Source organism: Lysobacterales bacterium (assembly GCA_016721845.1).
GTDB lineage: Bacteria > Pseudomonadota > Gammaproteobacteria > Xanthomonadales > Ahniellaceae > JADKHK01.
In genome coordinates, this window is the sequence record JADKHK010000013.1 from 1,867,642 (window position 1) to 1,885,516 (window position 17,875).

The window sequence follows — 17,875 nt, forward strand, 5'->3', positions numbered from 1 at the left end:
CGCTCAGACACACACGCCATCCAAGACGAAATGAACGTGAAGGCCGCGAAAACGCCCTTGACGCCGGGAACCGTGCGGCCGCCTGAATGCGCCATCGCCGGCAGTTTCACGATTGTTGTCCGCCGCCGAACGGCGATGCGTCCGATCCGGGCCCGGGCCCGAATTCACGACACGACGCCGGCACGGCGCTAGCATGACGCCGTCATCACTGGGGATCGACCGATGCGGCTTGCGCGTTTCTGGTGTGTTCTTGCAGGACTGGGCCTGTCGACGGCGGCCCTCGGCGGTGATGCCCAATGGACGACGGCCGGACCGCTCGGCGGGCGCGTGCACGAGATCGTGTTCGACCCGACCGACCCGGCCAAGGCCTACGCGACCACCAACGGCGGCGTGTTTCGCTCCGTCGACGGCGGCGGCACCTGGGCGGCCGCCGACCATGGCATCGTCGCCGACACGATTTACGGCTTGCCGCTGATGCTCGATGCGGAGCAGCCGGCCACGCTCTACACCTTCGATTCCTGGTCGCGGATCTATCGCAGCGACGATGCGGGGTCGACCTGGGCCATCCTGCCCGAGAGCCTGCCGAGCGACGTCCATCCCACCGCATTCGCCGACAAGGCCGGCATCGCCTGCGTGCTGCTGCTCGGCACGGGCACCAGCGGCAGCGGCCGCGGACCGATGCTGTTCAAGAGCACGAATTGCGGCCTCGACTTCTTCCAGATCGGGACCGGACTGCCGGCGGACCGCGCGGTCACGTCGATCGCGTTCGATCCGGCCAACCCGCTGCGCGTGTTCGTCGGCCTGGTCGACGGCGGCGTGGGCAACCAGCCGCTCTATGTCAGCACCGACGGCGGCGCCAACTTCACGGCAACCAGCCTGTCCGCCAGCGGCAGCATCGACCGCCTGTCGTTCGGCATCGACGGCGACCTCTGGACGGTGGTCGGCAGCTACGACGTGTTCCACAGCAACAACGGCGGCGCGACCTGGACCCTGGTCGGTGCCGCCGGCGTATCGGTCACCGCCGATGCGACAACGGCCGACCGCGCCTGGATCGCCAGCACCGAAGGCGTCTACCGCATCGATTTCGACGGCGCCTCGCTGTACACGCCCACCGCCGTGTTCGACGGCCTGACGCCGAACGCCAGCTATACCGCGACCGGCGTGCCGGTATCGGCCGGCGCCCGTCATCTGGTCTGGAGCAGCGGCGCCTCGCCCCGGTTGTTCGCGTCCACGACCGGTGCCGGCATGTTCAAGCTGAACCCGACCGGCACCCTCTGGTCGCCTGTCGCTGCGTCGCCGGCGTCGGCCGCCATCCGCGCCCTGGCCGTCCATCCGAATCCGGCGACGACGAGCAACGGCGTCAGCCAGCGCATCTGGGCCGGGCAGGCGAATTTCTCGATCGCATCGGCGGCCTTGCACGCCAGCGTCGACGGCGGCAACACGTGGAGCGCGGCCAACAACGGACTGCGCGCCGTCGACATCGAGGCCCTGACGATCGATCCGACCACCACCGGCAGCGTCGCGGCCACCACGATCTACGCCGGCGGACGCGCCGCCTCCAACGGCAACACCGGTTACGTCAATTTCGGGCTCTACCGCAGCGACGACGGCGGCGCGAACTGGGGCACCCTCGACGGCAATCTGCCGGTCTCCAACAGTTATCTCGGTCCGCTGCGCGCATTGGCGCTCGACCCGAATTCCTGCGCGTCCCCCCTGCACCACCGCGAACGGGCCGTTGCAGCGCGTCTACGCGGTCGGCCACGGACGCGCGCCGGACGACCAGTTGATCGCCGACCAGACCCATCGCGTTCTTCGCAGCAACGACCGCGGCGCCACTTGGACCGACTTGAGCGTCAATCCGGGATTCCCGCGCAGCAATTTCCGGGTCAACGAGATCCTGCAACGGGTGACGCCCACCGTCGTCGCGGTCGATCCCGCCAACGCGCTGCGCATCTATGTCGGCACCGAAGCGGAGTTCTACGACCTCGACAGCGGCGACGCCATTCCGCTCGACACCGCGCGCGAAAGCGGACTCTTCAAGAGCACCGACGCCGGCGCGACCTGGTCCCGCGTCACCGGCTTGCCCGCGAAGATCAATGCCGCCGTCTATCCGAACGCCTCGCGCGACGTGGTCGACCTGCTGGTCGATCCCGGCAACCCGCAAGTGCTCTGGCTCGCCATGCGCGACCTCTATGCCTCGGGCACGTCGACCGTCCTGCGCAGCAACGACGCCGGCGCCACCTGGGCCGAATTCGCGAACGGCATCAACGCCAGCCTGGAACTGCGCGACCTCGCCTTCGACCCGCAGAACCCCAACATCCTGTACGCCGCGGCCGGCGGCAATGGCGCCAACCCCGGTGCGGTTTATCGCGGCCTGTGGAATTCCGGGACGCAATCGATCCAGTGGCTCTCGATCAGCATCGGACTGCCCGCTGAATCGGCCTACACCGTTGCGGTCGATCCGAACAATCCGAACCAGCTGCATGCCGGTACCGACACCGGCGTCTACAGCATCACCCGCCGCACGGATCAGGATGGCGACGGCATTCCCGACGACGTCGAGGACCAGGCTCCCGACGTGCCCGGCGGCATCGTCGGTCCCGGTGACGGCAATGGCGACGGGCAGATGGATTCGGCGCAACGTGATGTCGGCACGTCGGTCATCGTGATTCGCGATACGACAGGTGGCGCGGCGATCACGAGTGCCATCGTCTCGGGAACCGGCCCCGGCGCGTCGGCATGTACGCAAGCCGTCGATGTCTCGGCGATCGCAACCACCGAACTCTCCATCGACATCGATCCCGACACCGGCCAGACGCTGCTGCACCCCTTGCCGGCCCGTCAGTTCGATATCTCCAGCTGTGCCAGCGTGGTGGTCGACATCACCTACCATGGCGAAGACTTCTCGGCGCCGGGCTGGCGCTTCCGTTATTTCGGTCCGGCCGAAGCGGGAGAACAGGGCAGCATCGGCTGGCATATGCTGCCAAGCGTCACTCGCATCGGCACATCGACCTGGCGCGTAGCCCTTGCTGCAGGTGAGCCGGGCAGCTACCGGCCGGAAGACGATGCCATCCGATTTGTCGGCGCACCTGCGTGCATCGATGATCGCCTGTTCGCTGACGGACTCGAAAGCAACCCGACGCTCATGGCAAGTTGTGCGCCATGAACGCCTCTCGATAGAAAGCTGACAGGACGGTGACCGTCATGACCGGATCCACTTTGGCAAGAATTACGGCATGCTTCTTGTTGGCCGCGACCACGACCACATGGGCAGGCAACGGCAGTTGGACCAGCAACGGACCCGATGGCGGCACCGTCTACGAAGTCCGCTTCGACCCCAACACGCCGACGACGATGTATGCGACCACGCGCGGCGGCTTCTTCCGCTCCGAAGACGGCGGCATTACCTGGAATGCCTCGAACGACGGGCTGGTCGACGTCACCAACAACCCGATGGTGATCGACGCCGAAGCTCCCGGCCACCTGTACGTGTTCGACTTCGGCAATCGCCTCTATCGCAGTACCGACTACGGTCAGTCCTGGATTCCGACCGGCTTCGTGATTCCGGCCGGACATTACCCCTGGCAAGCGACTGACGAACCCGGCTCGACCGGCCGATTCTTTCTGACGCTTTCGAACGGGGTGATTACGCCGCCGACTTCCCCCCTGCTGCTCAAGACGATCGACAGTGGTGCAACCTTTGCAACTGCGGGGACCGGACTACCGAATGCCCGCTTCTACGGCATTGCCATCGAATCGGGCAGCCCGAACCGATTGCTGGCCGGCGTCGAGTACACCGACACCGGGTCCTCGCCGGTGCTGTATCGCAGCCTCGACGGAGGCACGACCTGGTCGGCCGTCGGTCCCAATGCAAGCTACAGCTATGACATCAGCTTCGGTGCCGGAACTTTTCCGAACCGCACGGTGTACGCGTCGATCGACGGAATGCTGCACAAGAGCGTCGACTCCGGATCCACCTGGACGGCGACCACACGTGAAGCCATGCAGGTCCTCGCCCATCCGTCGCTGTCCGCAACCGTGTTCTTCTCGGACGAAACCTTGTCGGTTGGGCCGCAGGTCTCGAACGACAGCGGAGCCACGGCCACTGTCATCACTTCGGGATTGACTTCGAATCCCACCTACACCGACCTGTCCGGCAAGGCGGCGATCGTCCAGCCTTTCATGTTCAATTTCAGCCCCGGGTTCCCGGCGCCGGGCACCGCGATCTGGCTGTCTACGCAGGGGGATGGATTGTTCCGGAGCATCGATGGCGGAACGACCTGGGCCAGCAGCCACGTCGGTATGCGAGCCAGCAACATCCGCGCCCTGGCCGTGCATCCGAACGCATTGACGATCGGCCCAGGCGGTGCAGGCAAATACTTGTTTGCCGGTTTCGGCGACTCGTTCTACTCGTCTCCAGCCATGTTCCGCTCCGTCGATACCGGCAACAACTGGAGCGTGCTCAACAGCGGATTGCGGGCCAGCCAGATTCGCGCCATCACCTTCGACCCCACGACCGCGGGAGTCGGGTCCGCGTCGCCACCACCCGCGATCAATAGCGCCACGATCTATGCATCGGGCCGATCCTCGGTGGCGGGCTTCCCAACCTATCGCTATCGCAATGCCGGTCTTTACAAAAGCACCAATGGCGGCCTGAACTGGTCGGTGATCGATGGTGGGCTGCCGCGGTTCGGTGTCGTGCCAAACGACTACAGCGACCTCGGCACCGTGCGCGCCATCGCGATCGACTTGCGCTCGTGCACGTCGCCGCCTCCGAGCGGGCCATGCAACAGTGGACCACTGCAACGGCTCTTGGCCACAGCCGACGGCTTCCGCAATCCGACGGTCGTGACCGTGGACACCAGCGTGACACCAAACATCAAACATTCGCGTGGCATATACAGCCACAAGATCATCGTGACGAATAACGCGGGATCAACGTGGGCGGCGCTCGACACTGCCGGCAACGGGCTTCCGGAACGGTGGACCGGGTCGGCTTGTCCGGTCAGTACCACGGGCACGAATCCCCCATGCACCGCCCAGCCAACGCCAGAACGTCAACTTGCATCCCTGTTACCGGTCGTCATCAGCCCGCAAAATGGCAACACCTTGTACGTGGGAAGCTACATCGGCACCAACGGACTGCTGCCAACATCACTTGACCCGATCACCGGCGTCTTCAAGAGTACCGATGGCGGGGCAACGTGGAGCCAGACAAGCACCGGCTTGCCAAAACAACTGGGCAAGACCAACGTCGTGCACGATGTGCTGTCGATGGCGATGCATCCGACGAACGATCAGGTGTTGTGGGCGACGACGGTCGATTTCGCTGTGCCCAATTCCGGCACGATCTACAAGACCGTGAATGGCGGTGCCACCTGGACGGAGTCGGGCGAAGGTCTCAGCGGCAACGCCGATATCCGCGCCATTGCCGTGGACGCTTCCGATCTCAGCGGCAACACGCTCTATGCGTCGGGCAGCGGAACACCTGCCAATCCCGGCGCCATCTACAAAAGTGAGAATGGTGGCGCGACATGGCGCTCGATCAGCGTCGGCTTGCCCGCCGATGCCGCCCTGTCTCTCGCCGTCGATCCGTTCAACTTCAACGTCATTCACGCCGGCACGAACACCGGGGTATGGAGCCTGACGCAGGTACCGGATGCGGACGGCGACGGCATCCCCGATGGCACCGAAAACAATGCCCCCAATGGTGGCGATGGCAACGGCGACAACCAGGCCGATGCCGTGCAACGCGACGTCGGCTCGACCGTCATCGTGATTCGTCAGCCCGAAGGTGCCGGTGGATTCTTCACCAGCGATATCCAGACGGCACTGTCGACACCGTCCGAACCCGGTGGCTGCCAGCAGGCCGTGGACGTGCAAGCGCAGCCAGCATCGCAATTCGGCCGCGACTTTGTGGCTGGCAGCACCTACTACTTCAAGTATCCGCGCGATGTTGCGCGATTCGAAGTTCTGAACTGCAGCCGCGTGATCGTGGACATCAAGTTCCACAACGCGGCCTTCGGCTCGGAGTACGGATGGAGTTTCCGCTTCTTCGGGCCGCTCTCACCAGGCGATGACGACAGTCTGCGCTGGAGTGACTTCTCGAGCCGCGCCCAGCGACTTCCGGGCAGCCCCGCCACCTGGCGCCTGACGCTGGACGCCAATCAGTTCGGCAGTTATCGCCCCCTGAACGACTCTATTCTTTTCGTCGGCGGACCTGCCTGTTACGACGATCGCCTGTTCCGGGACAGCATGGAGAACAGTCCCGACTCCGGCCCCGCCACCTGCGACCACTGAAAGTTCAGGGCCGAAGCGCTTCGGAAAGTCGCTCCGGCTTGCCCCATTCACGGTACAGCCGTTCGAGGCGATGCTTGGGCACGTCGTTGCGCGGATCGTTCTCAGGCAGCACTTTGCGAATGATTCGAAAGCTGTCGATCAACAGCGGCTCCGCTTCGGCGAACCGCTTCAGTTCGACCAAGGCCAGTCCGTAGTTGCCCTGGATCGCGCCGATGGTCACGTTGCCTTCCGGAAATGCGGCTTGCGCTACCTTCAGCAAGGACGCATAGGATTCTGCAGCCGCTTGCGGTTCGCCAGAATCCCGGAGTGCAGCGAGATAATTGTTGCGGATGACGATCGACTCTGGATGGGTCGGCCCATTGGCGCGCTCGTACAACTCCGACGCCTGACGCAGCAACGTGGTAGCGCGCCCATAGTTCTTCGCATCGATCGCCATGACGCCGAGAACACCGAGAACGCGCAAGGTCTCCGGATGGGTTTCGCCGAGCACGCGGCGACGACGCTGATAGACGTCATCCAGATCCCTTTCAGCTTCGGCAGATCGACCGACTGCCCTGAGCGAGACGCCGTAGTTCATTCGCATCATCAGAACATCCGGGTGATCGGGACCGAGGAGCGCGGTGCGTGGACCGATCAATTCATCGAACAAGACGATGGCTTCCTTGTTCTTGCCGGAGTTGGCAAGCGCCACGGCGACATGTGCCCAGGCGCGCAATGTTTCCGGGTGTTCCCGACCCAGGACTTGCTCTGCACTTTGCGCTGCCTCGCGATAGCGTTGTTCGGCCAGCACAAAATCGGCGCGCCGGAAGGCCAGCGTCGCCGAATTCGCAAGCAACTGGAGGACCGAAGGATGGGCTTGGCCAAGTCGCTGACGTTCGGTGTTGTAGGCATCGGTGATCAGGCGCTCGGCCTCATCCCAGGAACCGCGTTCTCCCAGAACGTCGGCCAAGGCAGCCTTGGCGCCACTGGCTGCAGCACTGAACTCCCCATCACCCGAAATCGCCCGCTGCAGGTTTTCTCTCGCCAGCGCTTCGGCCGCATCCCCCTCGCCCAGTGCCGCAAGTGAATTGGCAGCGGCACGACGGACTTCGTCGATCGTCTCGGCGGGCAATCCATCAATGGCTGAAATGCCGGGCAACAGCTGATCGAAGACCTTTTTCGCCTCGGCATGCTCTCCCTGCTCGCTCAACAGCAGGGCGCGCTCGAGCTCCGCTCGCATGCGCGGCCCCGCCTGGGCCGCATCGACCTTGCCCAGGTCGGCCACAGCCGCATCCAACTGCTCGCGAGCGGCATCCAGCTGCCCCAGCCGCCGCAGGGTGCGTCCGAGCATCGTCGCGATTTCGCCGCGCAGCGCGGGGTTGTCGGCGAGTCCTTTTTCGAGATTGGCGGCGGCCGTTTGCAGCGCTTCGACAACGCGCACGTTGCGGGTTTCCGGCGAGCCGCCCTGAAGCTTCCATGGGTCCGGCGCGGCGATCATTTCCTCGAGGAAGCTGCGCGTCGCGATGGCGCGTGCGCTCTCGGCCTCGGCGCGGTCGCGCTGTTGCTGCGCATCCTTCAAGGCCGCCTCGGCGCGGGCGCGTTGCTGCTGCGCCTCGATCGTCATGTAGCTGGTGCCGATGATGCCGAGGATCAGCGACAACACCACGGCTGCCGCCGCACCAACGGCAAGCTTGTTGCGGGCGACAAATTTGCGGGCGCGATACAGCTTGCTCGGTGGTCCCGCCAGCACGACCTCGCCGTCGAGGTAGCGGCGCACGTCCGCCGCCAATTCGGATACCGAGGCGTAACGCTGGTCGCGCTCGCGCTCCAACGCCTTCAGCGTGATCCAGTCGAGGTCGCCCTTGAGCGTTCGCGACAGGGCCGGCGCGTCGCTGGCCATCGCACGCTTCCAGTCGGCCTGGTTGACCTTGGCGTCCTTTGCGATTTCCAGCACCTTGCGGCTTGGCGGGCGGATCGTCGCTTCCCGCAACACGCGCGCGAGATCGCTGTCGATGGCCTTGGCGATGGTGTCGGCGGAAATCGGCAGATCGTGCGTGATCATCCGGTACAACACGACGCCGAGCGAATAGACATCGGTACGCGTGTCGATCGCGGCCAGATCACCCGCGGCCTGCTCCGGGCTCATGTACGCAGGCGTGCCGATCGGGACACCGACACGGGTCGAGCCAGTGTCGCCACGGCCATGAGCGTCCATCGACTTGGCGATGCCGAAGTCGATGACCTTGACCAGCAGTTGCCCCTGGTAGTCGGCGACCATCAGGTTCGAGGGCTTGATGTCGCGATGGATCACGCCCTTCTGATGCGCGTGCTGCACGCCTTCGCAGATCTGAAGGAACAATTCCAGACGATGCGCGATGTCCATGCCGCGGCGATCGCAGAACTCGTTCACCGGCACGCCCGGCACGTATTCCATCGCGAAATACAGGCGCCCTTCCGGCGTCGCGCCGACGTCGAGCACCTGGGCGATGTTCGGGTGACTCATGCGCGCCAGCAGTTCGCGCTCGGACTGGAAGCGCGCGAGCACGTCCTCGCTGTCCATGCCGGCCTTGATGACTTTCAGCGCGACCTGACGCCGCACCGGCTCGAACTGTTCGGCCAGATAAACGGCACCCATGCCACCGGCCCCGAGTTCGGCCTGGATCTTGTACGGCCCGATCCACTTGCCGATCAGGCTGAGGTGCGACTCGGTTGCTTCGTCGCGGAGGTCGACCTTCATTGACGATGCGGATTTCACGTCGGCGCCGTGCGCGACCACAAGCGTCCCGTCCGGCACCGGCGGCCCGGCGCCCGAAGATGGCTTGTGCTGGATTTGGGTCGGCAGATCGGAATCTGTCGGTCGTTCGCCGCTCATGCACTGCCCTGTATGTCCTCGCGATCATCGCGGGTCGCGGCACGGGCGGCAACCGCGCGTCGATGCACGTGTGCCGTCACGCCCGCATCGCTTAGCATGCGCGTTCTCACGCCCGGATGCCGACATGCCCAAGATCGCCCTCGTCACTGCCCAGGAAGCCCGCTCCCTCGACGAGGATTTGCCACCACTGATCGACGCGTTCGGCAGCGATGCGGTCGCCGTGTGCTGGGATGATTCCGGCGTCGACTGGTCGACGTTCGATCTCGTGTTGCTGCGTTCGGCCTGGGATTACGTGCCGCGTCTGGCCGAGTTCCTGGCCTGGTGCGAGCGCGTGTCGGCGCAGACGCTGCTGCTGAATCCGCCGTGCCTGGTGCGCTGGAACACCGACAAGCACTATTTGGCCGACCTTGCGGCACAGGGGCTGGCGACCGTCCCGAGTCATTTCCTAGAGCCCGGAACGCACGGCGCCACGGATCTGCAAGGCATCGTTGCGTCGCTCGCGACCGATGAGTTCGTGGTCAAGCCCGCGGTCGGTGCAGGGTCGAAAGATGCACAGCGATATCGGCGGCGCCAGATCCAGACCGCGATCCGCCATGCCGATGTCTTGCTTGCCGATGCCCGCAGCGTGCTGGTGCAGCCCTATCTCGATCAAGTCGATTCGGCCGGCGAAACCGCGCTGATGTTCTTCGACGGCAGGTTCAGCCATGCCATTCGCAAGGGACCCCTGCTGCGGCTGGACGAGGGTCCGACCGAGAAACTCTTTGCGCCCGAGGAAATCACCGCACGTACGCCGAGCGTCGACGAGATCGGTCTGGCGACCCGCGTGGTTGCAGCCATTCCCGGCGGCGCACCGCTGTATGCGCGGGTCGACCTGCTGCGCGCCGGCGACGGTTCGCCCTGTGTGCTGGAACTGGAATTGACCGAGCCGTCGCTGTTCTTCCCGTTCGGCGAGGGCTCGGCCGAGCGTTATGTTCAGGCAGCTCGTCGACGTCTGCCGGGATGAATCCGGCGGCCGGACGCCGCTTCGCGTAAGATTGCGCCCAGTTTCATACCGCTTGCGCCGCCTGCGTTCCAACGCGGCGCCCTCCTCGCTTCAACCACTGCGCCAGTGTTTGCGCCGTTTCCTACCGGGGAGACCTCATGTCCGATCCTACCCAGACCGACGGTTATCCGACCGACCCCTACGCCGAGAGCGTCGACCCCAGCGTGTCCTGCAGCGACTGCGAAGCGGTCTGCTGTCGCCTGACCGTGGTGCTGATGCCGGAAGATCGGATCGCGCCGCATCTGATCGAACGCAGCGCAGCCGGCTATGACGTCATGGCTCGCGGCGAAGACGGCTGGTGCGTCGCGATGGATCGCAGCCGCATGTGCTGCGGCATTTACGAATCCCGCCCCAGCGCCTGCCGTCGCTTCGCGATGGGCGGCCCCTATTGCCGGGCGGAGCGCGAGGATTATTTCGAACACGGCACCAAGGACATCCCGTTCACCTTGCGCTGCTGACTGGTCAGCCGTCCTGCTGACCGCATCTGCCGCGCCAAGTGCGCGTTCTCACCTCAAGGAAACTCGACCTATGGCGCACGTTTTCGCACCTGGCCTGGTGCTCTACATGTATCCGGACGAACTGGTGAAACACGGGGCCGAATGCACCGCCGACGCACGCGACGCGGTGACCGCCCAGCACTACTTCGTCTGCCTCGAAGTGGATGCCCGCGCCGGGCTGTGGACGCCCTTGTTCCAAGGTTCCGGACGCGACCTGAAGATGATTTCGGAAGCCGCCAAGTCCGGCCACGCACGCTGGACCCGCGGCCCTTCGTTCTACGACGTGAATCAGCTCTGGCGAGTGCCGCACAAGGCCGCGCAACGCGCTGCCGCGGCTGCCAACGATGCCTCGCTGCCCAAATCACCGAACACGGTGGCGCCGAACGCCTTGCCGCCACGCGCGGATTTCCCGGCCGACAACGCCTTTCTTCCGAACTAGGCGCCGGCGGTCAATCGCGCTCTTCGGCTTCCTTGCGGCCCTGCTCGCGAATCAGCGCTTCCTGGCGCGCGTCCTCGATCGACAGCATCACCGACTTGACGTTGGCGCGGCGCTGATCGAACACGAACTTGCCGGTGAGCAGGGTGTCGGGTTTCAGCTCGCCCTTTTCGTACAGCGCCCACATTTCCTCGCCGTAATGGGTGCTGGCGAGTTCGGGCGCAAAGCGCGCGAGACAGTCGCGCAGGTTGTGCACGTCGCGCAGCAGCATGCGACGTGCATTGTTGTTGCCGCTGGCGCTGACGACCTGCGGGAAATCGATGATCACCGGCCCTTCCTCGGCGACCAGCACGTTGTACTCGGACAGGTCGCCATGGATCCAGCCGAGGCAGAGCATGCGCACCACGTCCTGGATCAGGTCATGGTGGAACAGGCGGGCGATTTCCGGCGGCAGATCGACCTCGCCCAGCCGCGGCGCACTGTGGCCCGATTCATCGACGACCAGATCCATCAGCAGCACGCCGTTGAAGTAGCCGTGCGGCTTCGGCACATGCACGCCGGCTGCGGCGAACTGGTAAAGCACGTTGACTTCGGTGTTCTTCCAGGCGTCCTCGGCTTCGCGCCGACCGAACTTGCTGGCCTTGCCGATCGCCCGCGCCTGGCGTGACCCGCGTACGGCCCGCCCTTCCTGATACTGCACACGCGCCTGAAAGCTGCGTTGCGCCATGTCCTTGTAGACCTTGGCACAGCGGATGGCGTCTCCCGAGCGGACGACGTAGACCGAGGCTTCCTTGCCGCTCTTGAGCGGCCGCAGGACTTCATCGATGACGCCGTCGTCGAGCAACGGTTGCAAGCCTTTGGGGGTTTTCACGATGTCCCCGGGTTGGCCGGCGTTGGAAAGGCGGCATTATTGCCGATGCCCGGGCAGGGTGTTAGCACGGGAGCATTCGAATAGGCCTTCACACGGCTTCCGGCTAAACTGCGCGCCCTTTGCCGGCGCTGGCCGGTGGATTCGAGGACTCCCGAATGAAGATCCTGGTCGCCTACAAGCGCGTGGTCGATTACAACGTGCGCATCCAAGTGAAGCCGGATGGTTCCGGCGTCGTCACCGACGGCGTCAAGCTGTCGCCGAATCCGTTCGACGACATCGCGCTCGAAGAAGCGCTGCGCCTGCGCGAGAAGGGCGTGGCCAGCGAAGTGATCGTCGCCACGATCGCGCCGGCCGATGCCCAGGCACACCTGCGCAACGGCCTGGCGATGGGCGCGAACCGCGCCATCCATGTCACCACCGATGGCCCGCTGCAGCCGCTGACCGCGGCCCGCGCGCTGCTCAAGCTGGTCGAGAAGGAACAGCCCGGTCTCGTCATCCTCGGCAAGCAGGCGATCGACGATGACTGCAGCCAGACCGGCCAGATGCTCGCGGCGCTCTGGGGCAAAGCCCAGGCGACCTCGGCCTCGAAGGTCGAGGTCAATGGACAGGTCGTACGCGTCACGCGCGAAGTCGACGCCGGCCTGGAAGTGCTCGACGTCGATCTGCCCGCTGTCATCACCACCGACCTGCGCCTGAACGAACCGCGCTTCATCAAGCTGCCGGACATCATGAAGGCGAAGTCGAAGCCGCTGGAAACGATCACGCTCGATTCGCTCGGCGTCGAATCCGGCGACCATCTGAAGACCACTCAGTACGCCCCGCCGGCCAAGCGCAGCAAGGGCGTGATGGTCAAGGATGCGGCCGAACTGGTCGCTGCACTGAAGTCCAAGGGACTGCTCTGAGGAGCCCGCCATGACCCAGATTCTCATCATCGCCGAACACGCCAACGACCAGCTCAACCCGAGCACCGCCAAGACCCTGACCGCTGCGAAGCAGATGGGCGCCGCGCGCATCGACATCGCGGTGTTCGCCGCCGATCCGGCGCCGGTCGCCGCCCAGGCCGCGCTGCTCGATGGCGTCGGCCGCGTGCTGACCATCGCCAATGCGGCCAATGCAAACGCGCTCGCCGCGGTGCTGGCGCCGCAGGTCGTTGCACTGGCCGCGAACTACACGCATGTGCTCGGTCCGAGCACGACCTTCGGCAAGGACCTGATGCCGCGCGTCGCAGCATTGCTTGGCGAGGCCCAGGTCAGCGACATCATGAAAGTGCTGGGTAGCCACAGCTTCCAGCGTCCGATCTACGCCGGCAATGCCATCATCACGGTGCAAGCGCCCCAAGACCGCAAGCTGGTCGCGACGGTGCGCAATGCCTCATTTGCCGCGACTGCAGCGGGTGGCTCGACTGCGCCGATCGAAGCCGCTTCACTCAGTGCCGACCTGCCGACGCACACCCGCTTCGTCGAACTGCAAGCCGGGGCCAAGGATCGACCGGACCTGCAGACCGCGAGCCGCGTCGTCTCCGGCGGCCGCGCGTTGGGATCGGCGGAAGCGTTCAGCGTGATCTATTCGCTCGCCGACAAGCTCGGGGCCGGCGTCGGGGCCTCGCGCGCGGCGGTCGATGCCGGCTACGTGCCGAGCGACATGCAGGTCGGCCAGACGGGCAAGATCATTTCGCCCGAACTCTATGTCGCGATCGGCATTTCCGGCGCGATCCAGCATCTCACCGGGATCAAGGATGCCGGCACCATCGTCGCGATCAACAAGGACGGCGAAGCGCCGATCTTCGAAGTCGCCGACATCGGTCTGGTCGGCGACCTGTTCAAGCTCGTACCGGAGATCGAAGCGCTGCTCTGAACGCGGGGGTTCGGCGACTACCTCACCAGCACTCGGCGGCGCCGAGTGTGCCGGTGGCGCCTTTGACGCCCGCATCGGTCAGCGACAGGTTGCCGCACTTGGTGTCGGCCTCCTGACCATTCTGGGCCGTCGCGGTCAACGTGTAGGCACTTCCGTCGCCTGCCAGCGAGAGGCTGTAGTAGCCATTCTCGGAGTTGATCGACGCACTTGCGGCGCCGAGCCCGGAGCAGGTGGATTGGGCCCCGTTCAGTGTCGAAGCATAGCGATTGCAGTTCGTGTAGAAGCGTTCCTGCGCCGTCGCAAAGCGCATGAGTTCCTGGCGCGCATCGGCACGCCGGGTCTTGCGGATCTGCTCCTGGTACGAAGGCATCGCGATCGTCGCGAGAATCGCGACGACCGCCACGGTCACCATCAGCTCGATCAGGGTGAATCCGCGCGCAGCGTGCATGTTCAGTCTCCCTGCAATTCGGTGCGATCACGGAACGAGCGGCGGCGCCATTCGAACTCGCGCGTTTTCACCGTCGTCGGCGTACCCTCGCCATCGCTCGGCGGCACCACGATGCCGCCGACGCCGCCGCCTGGCGGCAAGATCGACGCCACGCCGGGTACCAGCGTATTGATTTTCTTGCCGACTGCGCTGGCGTCATCGGTGCTGGTGATGTCGCCATCGCCATTGGTGTCGAAGTAGGCGTAGTTGTCGAACGCGGTCCCGCCGTTGCCGAAGTCGGCGAACATCAGGAAGCTGGTGCCGCCTGGCAGACAGGGATCGTCACCGGATGGAATCAGGGTAGTGAAGATCACGCGGCGCCCCACGATGCGCAGCGAGGCCGGGGCGATGACGCGCTCACCGGCGTAGGCCGCTTCGTCGAACACGATCTGCCAGCCCTTCTCGGCCCGCGACGTTGACGCCGCCGCGGTCGAGACCCGACGAATGCTGCCGGTGCTGACCGTGGTTCGGGTCGCCAAATCGGCTTGTGTCACAGTGCTGCCGTCGTCAATGATGCCGTAGAACGCCTGTGCCGGAATGCCGGTGGTGCGGTCCGACTTCTCGATGTATTTGCCAGTACCCACGAACACCATCGGCTGCTTGGTATCGGGATGACGTTCGGCCCGCGGTTGCGCCGTGATCGGACGCTCGAACGGCGTGGTCGGCTCGAACAGCTTGGTGGCCGTCCAGCTGCGCACCGAGGTCGAGGTCAGGTCGAAGCGCCAGACGTTGCCGGCGAGATCGCCGGCGTAGGCCATCTCGGCGATGTCGTCATTCTGCAGATCGATCGCGATCGGCGCCGCCAAGCCGCGCGCATTGCGGTCGATCGCGCCGAGATCGAACTTGTGCAACTTCGCGCCGGTCTCGGCATCGAGCACGTAGAGCACTGCATTGCCCGAACCTGCAGCACCGTCGGCCACATTGCTGTTGTAGGAGCCCGGGACCAGCACCACCCACTTGCCGTTGGCAAGGCGCGTGATGAAGGGCTGCCCATAGGTGTAACCCAGGTCAGCGCCGTCGCTGCTGCGGTCCGAGAACTCCCACTGCACGACGCTGCCGGCATTGCGCTCGAGCACGCCGGGATTGGTCACGTCGAGCGCATACACCGACTGGCCGCCGCGGCGCAGGGTGCCCACGAGCAGGCTGCGCCAGGCGCCATTGGTGTAGACATCGCGCACGGTCACCGCGTTGTCGACGGTCGGCTCGAACTGGTACATCGGATCGGTGAGCTTGCCCAGATTCGCAAAGGTTGCATACGGCACATAGGCGAAACGCTCCGCACCGGTATTGCCATCCAGCGCGTGCAACATGCCGTCGTTCGCGCCTACGTAGACGGTCGTCGCACGATTCTGGTTCGTCGCCGCGAAATCCTTGTACTTGACGCTGGAACGCGCTTCCGGAGAACCGGCCGGCCACAGGGTGTCGTCGTATTCGTCCTTCGCCGGCGCGCCGATGACAATGGCGGCGGAGTGCACGACCGCACCGAACAGCGAACTGCGGTTGCGCAGGCTGCCACCGAGCCGGCGTTCACGGCTGCGATCGCCGCGCAGGTAATTGACGCGCTCCGCGGCCTTGCCGTCGTTGTCGACCGCGACCGTCGCGGGATTGTCGTTCAATGCGGCCAGCTGCGCCGTCGACAGATTGCCCAGGCGGAAGGCCGCGCCGGCACTTCCGGTTGCCGCACTCGACGTCAGGATCTGGCGACCGGTGTCCCAATTCGGCGCCACCAGATTGGTCTGCGACGTGGTCAGGCAGTCACCGCCGGTCAACAGGCAGCCCGCATCCCAGAGGGGCGTGCCAAAGTTCTGGTTGGCATCGACCGCGCGTGCGATCACGCTGCCCGACCAGTCCGTCGAGTCGAACTGCGTCTGGTAGGCCAGGGTGCCGGAACGGATGATGCCGGTCGATACCGCGACCGCGGTGCTGGTGCCCTTGCGCTGCACCACGCTGGCCAGGATGTCGCCGAGCGCATCGACGATCTCGTTCGGGTCGGAGGCGCCGAAATAGGCACCGCGACTGGCCAACGCACCATGCCAGGAATCATCCACGCCGGACGGATCGAGGTTGCGCGGACGCGGCCAGCGCTCTTCGCCCTTGCGCAACTTGGTGTACATGGCCGGCGAATATTCCAGTCGTCCGGAGATGCCGAAGCCGATGAAGAATTGCACGACATGCTGCCAGCTGGCCGGATCATTCTCCGGATTCCAGTAGATCTCCGGAATCGTCCGCAGGTCGGCCACGGTGCTCACGTCCTGCGCGGTGCCGGTCACGCCCGTGGTGCGATTCGGGAAATACATCGGCACCTTGTTGTCGAGATCGGAGCGCAGGTCGGTCGACCAGTAGTGGAAGGCGAGATCGGAATACGAGGGTTCGCAGGCGCGTGTCGCGGTGACGTCGCCGTCGCGATTGCGCGTCGACGTGCAGTCGCTGGACTGGCGCGACTCTTCGTTCCACACGTAACGCGAATGCAGGCCATCGCTGCTCGCCGTAGTCGAGAACGACTTGCCATCCGGCAAGGTCTTGCCGGTGGTGATCGAGTTCGACGCGCTGCTGGTCGGCTGCGTGGTCTCGTTCCAGTAGCCGTCGCTGACCAGCACGTGGAAGTTCTGGCGACACATCAGGTCACGGCCGCGCGACGTGTCCCAATAGGGATTCAACGCGCTGCTGCCTGAGCGCGTGAAGAAATCGCCGGCGCGCATCGTCGCGCGCAAGGTCGGCGTGTTGCCGTCGTAGGGTGAAGCGAACAACCAGTTGAAGAAATCCGTGCGCGTGCTGCTGGCAAAGCTGCCCATGGCGTCGCTGGCATCGAGCTTGTTGTCATTCATGTTTTGCCAGGCGACGCGGATATCGTCGCCCAGCACGCCGAACGAACGCGACACGGCCGACTTCAATGCATGGCCGCGCACACGGTAGTAGGTGAACCAGTTCGCGAAATTGGTCTGTTCGCCGGCGGCAATTGCGCGGCAGCTGTAGGTGCTGTCGAGCTTGAGGTCGAGTCCGGTGCTGGTCGGCAGGCAGACGAAGGCCGAGGCCGAGCCGGTCGGGAATTCGAAGCTGCGCGATGTCCGGGTCGAACACGATGAATGACTGGTGGCGCCTGCCCGATGGACGACACGGTCCGGAGTCGCATCCTCGGCATACGAGACGAAATAGGCGTTGGACAGATTGACCGTCGTCGCCGAACCATTGAAGCCGTTGATCAGTGCTGCGGTGTAGCTTTGGTCCGGCATGCGCGAACCATCTGCGCGCAACGGCGGCTCGTAGTTGATGGCCGGATTGAAATACTGACGGTTGAAGGCCGGCGAATAGAAGCGCTTGTAGCGCCAGTCGCAATCGCCGTCGTCGACATTGTCCGGGGTATAGCCCCAGGCCATCGAGCCGGAATCGTCGAACGTCACCATCAGGTTCGGGTCGACTGCGCCGTTCAGGAACAACGGCGGCTTCGAAAGATCGAGGGTCTGCGCAGCCAGTCCGCCGGCAGCAACGGAGACGGCGAGGACAATCCAGTGTTTCAGGTTGCGGTTCATGGCGCGCTCC

Annotated in this window: 13 protein-coding genes; 7 read left to right on the forward strand and 6 right to left on the reverse strand. The window is 64.9% G+C overall.

Going from position 1 to position 17,875, the window contains the following annotated elements; translation table 11 throughout:
• Positions 1–3: 3 nt before the first annotated feature.
• Complete coding sequence (locus IPP28_15960; GenBank protein ID MBL0042491.1) at positions 4–963, reverse strand: hypothetical protein; 960 nt, start codon at positions 961–963, stop codon at positions 4–6.
• 221 nt (positions 964–1,184) lie between these two features.
• A complete protein-coding gene (locus IPP28_15965; GenBank protein MBL0042492.1) occupies positions 1,185–1,529 on the reverse strand; it encodes a hypothetical protein in 345 nt (114 codons plus the stop codon).
• Between the two features lie 206 nt (positions 1,530–1,735).
• Here IPP28_15965 and IPP28_15970 point away from each other — a divergent pair, with 206 nt between their 5' ends.
• Both IPP28_15970 and IPP28_15975 read left to right on the forward strand, forming a co-directional pair.
• Complete coding sequence (locus tag IPP28_15970; GenBank protein MBL0042493.1) at positions 1,736–3,166, forward strand: hypothetical protein; 1,431 nt, start codon at positions 1,736–1,738, stop codon at positions 3,164–3,166.
• 29 nt (positions 3,167–3,195) lie between these two features.
• Positions 3,196–6,300 carry a hypothetical protein gene (locus IPP28_15975; GenBank protein MBL0042494.1) on the forward strand — a complete coding sequence of 1,035 codons (3,105 nt, stop codon included), beginning with the start codon at positions 3,196–3,198 and terminating at the stop codon, positions 6,298–6,300.
• A 4-nt stretch (positions 6,301–6,304) separates the two neighbouring features.
• Here the strand turns inward: IPP28_15975 and IPP28_15980 are convergent, their stop codons facing one another.
• The gene (locus IPP28_15980) at positions 6,305–9,016 is read right to left on the reverse strand and encodes a tetratricopeptide repeat protein (GenBank protein ID MBL0042495.1); all 2,712 of its coding nucleotides are present in this window, start codon (positions 9,014–9,016) and stop codon (positions 6,305–6,307) included.
• Between the two features lie 259 nt (positions 9,017–9,275).
• On the opposite strand from IPP28_15980, the gene IPP28_15985 reads away from it, so the two are divergent.
• The 3 genes from IPP28_15985 to IPP28_15995 all read left to right on the forward strand — a co-directional run bounded on the left by IPP28_15985 (position 9,276) and on the right by IPP28_15995 (position 11,129).
• Complete coding sequence (locus IPP28_15985) at positions 9,276–10,154, forward strand: hypothetical protein (protein MBL0042496.1); 879 nt, start codon at positions 9,276–9,278, stop codon at positions 10,152–10,154.
• Positions 10,155–10,291: 137 nt separating this feature from the next.
• Positions 10,292–10,651, forward strand: coding sequence for a YkgJ family cysteine cluster protein (locus tag IPP28_15990; GenBank protein MBL0042497.1), 360 nt, complete (start codon positions 10,292–10,294; stop codon positions 10,649–10,651).
• Positions 10,652–10,721: 70 nt separating this feature from the next.
• Positions 10,722–11,129, forward strand: a complete 408-nt coding sequence (locus tag IPP28_15995; protein MBL0042498.1) for a hypothetical protein — start codon at positions 10,722–10,724, stop codon at positions 11,127–11,129.
• Between the two features lie 10 nt (positions 11,130–11,139).
• Here IPP28_15995 and IPP28_16000 read toward each other — a convergent pair whose 3' ends face one another.
• Entirely contained in the window at positions 11,140–11,997 is an 858-nt protein-coding gene (locus IPP28_16000; GenBank protein ID MBL0042499.1) for a serine protein kinase RIO, read from the reverse strand.
• 155 nt (positions 11,998–12,152) lie between these two features.
• Here IPP28_16000 and IPP28_16005 point away from each other — a divergent pair, with 155 nt between their 5' ends.
• Entirely contained in the window at positions 12,153–12,899 is a 747-nt protein-coding gene (locus tag IPP28_16005; protein MBL0042500.1) for an electron transfer flavoprotein subunit beta/FixA family protein, read from the forward strand.
• Positions 12,900–12,909: 10 nt separating this feature from the next.
• Positions 12,910–13,851: an electron transfer flavoprotein subunit alpha/FixB family protein gene (locus tag IPP28_16010; GenBank protein MBL0042501.1), complete on the forward strand. Its 942-nt coding sequence runs from the start codon at positions 12,910–12,912 to the stop codon at positions 13,849–13,851.
• 22 nt (positions 13,852–13,873) lie between these two features.
• Here the strand turns inward: IPP28_16010 and IPP28_16015 are convergent, their stop codons facing one another.
• Entirely contained in the window at positions 13,874–14,299 is a 426-nt protein-coding gene (locus tag IPP28_16015) for a type IV pilin protein (protein ID MBL0042502.1), read from the reverse strand.
• 2 nt (positions 14,300–14,301) lie between these two features.
• Positions 14,302–17,865: a hypothetical protein gene (locus IPP28_16020; GenBank protein ID MBL0042503.1), complete on the reverse strand. Its 3,564-nt coding sequence runs from the start codon at positions 17,863–17,865 to the stop codon at positions 14,302–14,304.
• Positions 17,866–17,875: the final 10 nt, after the last annotated feature.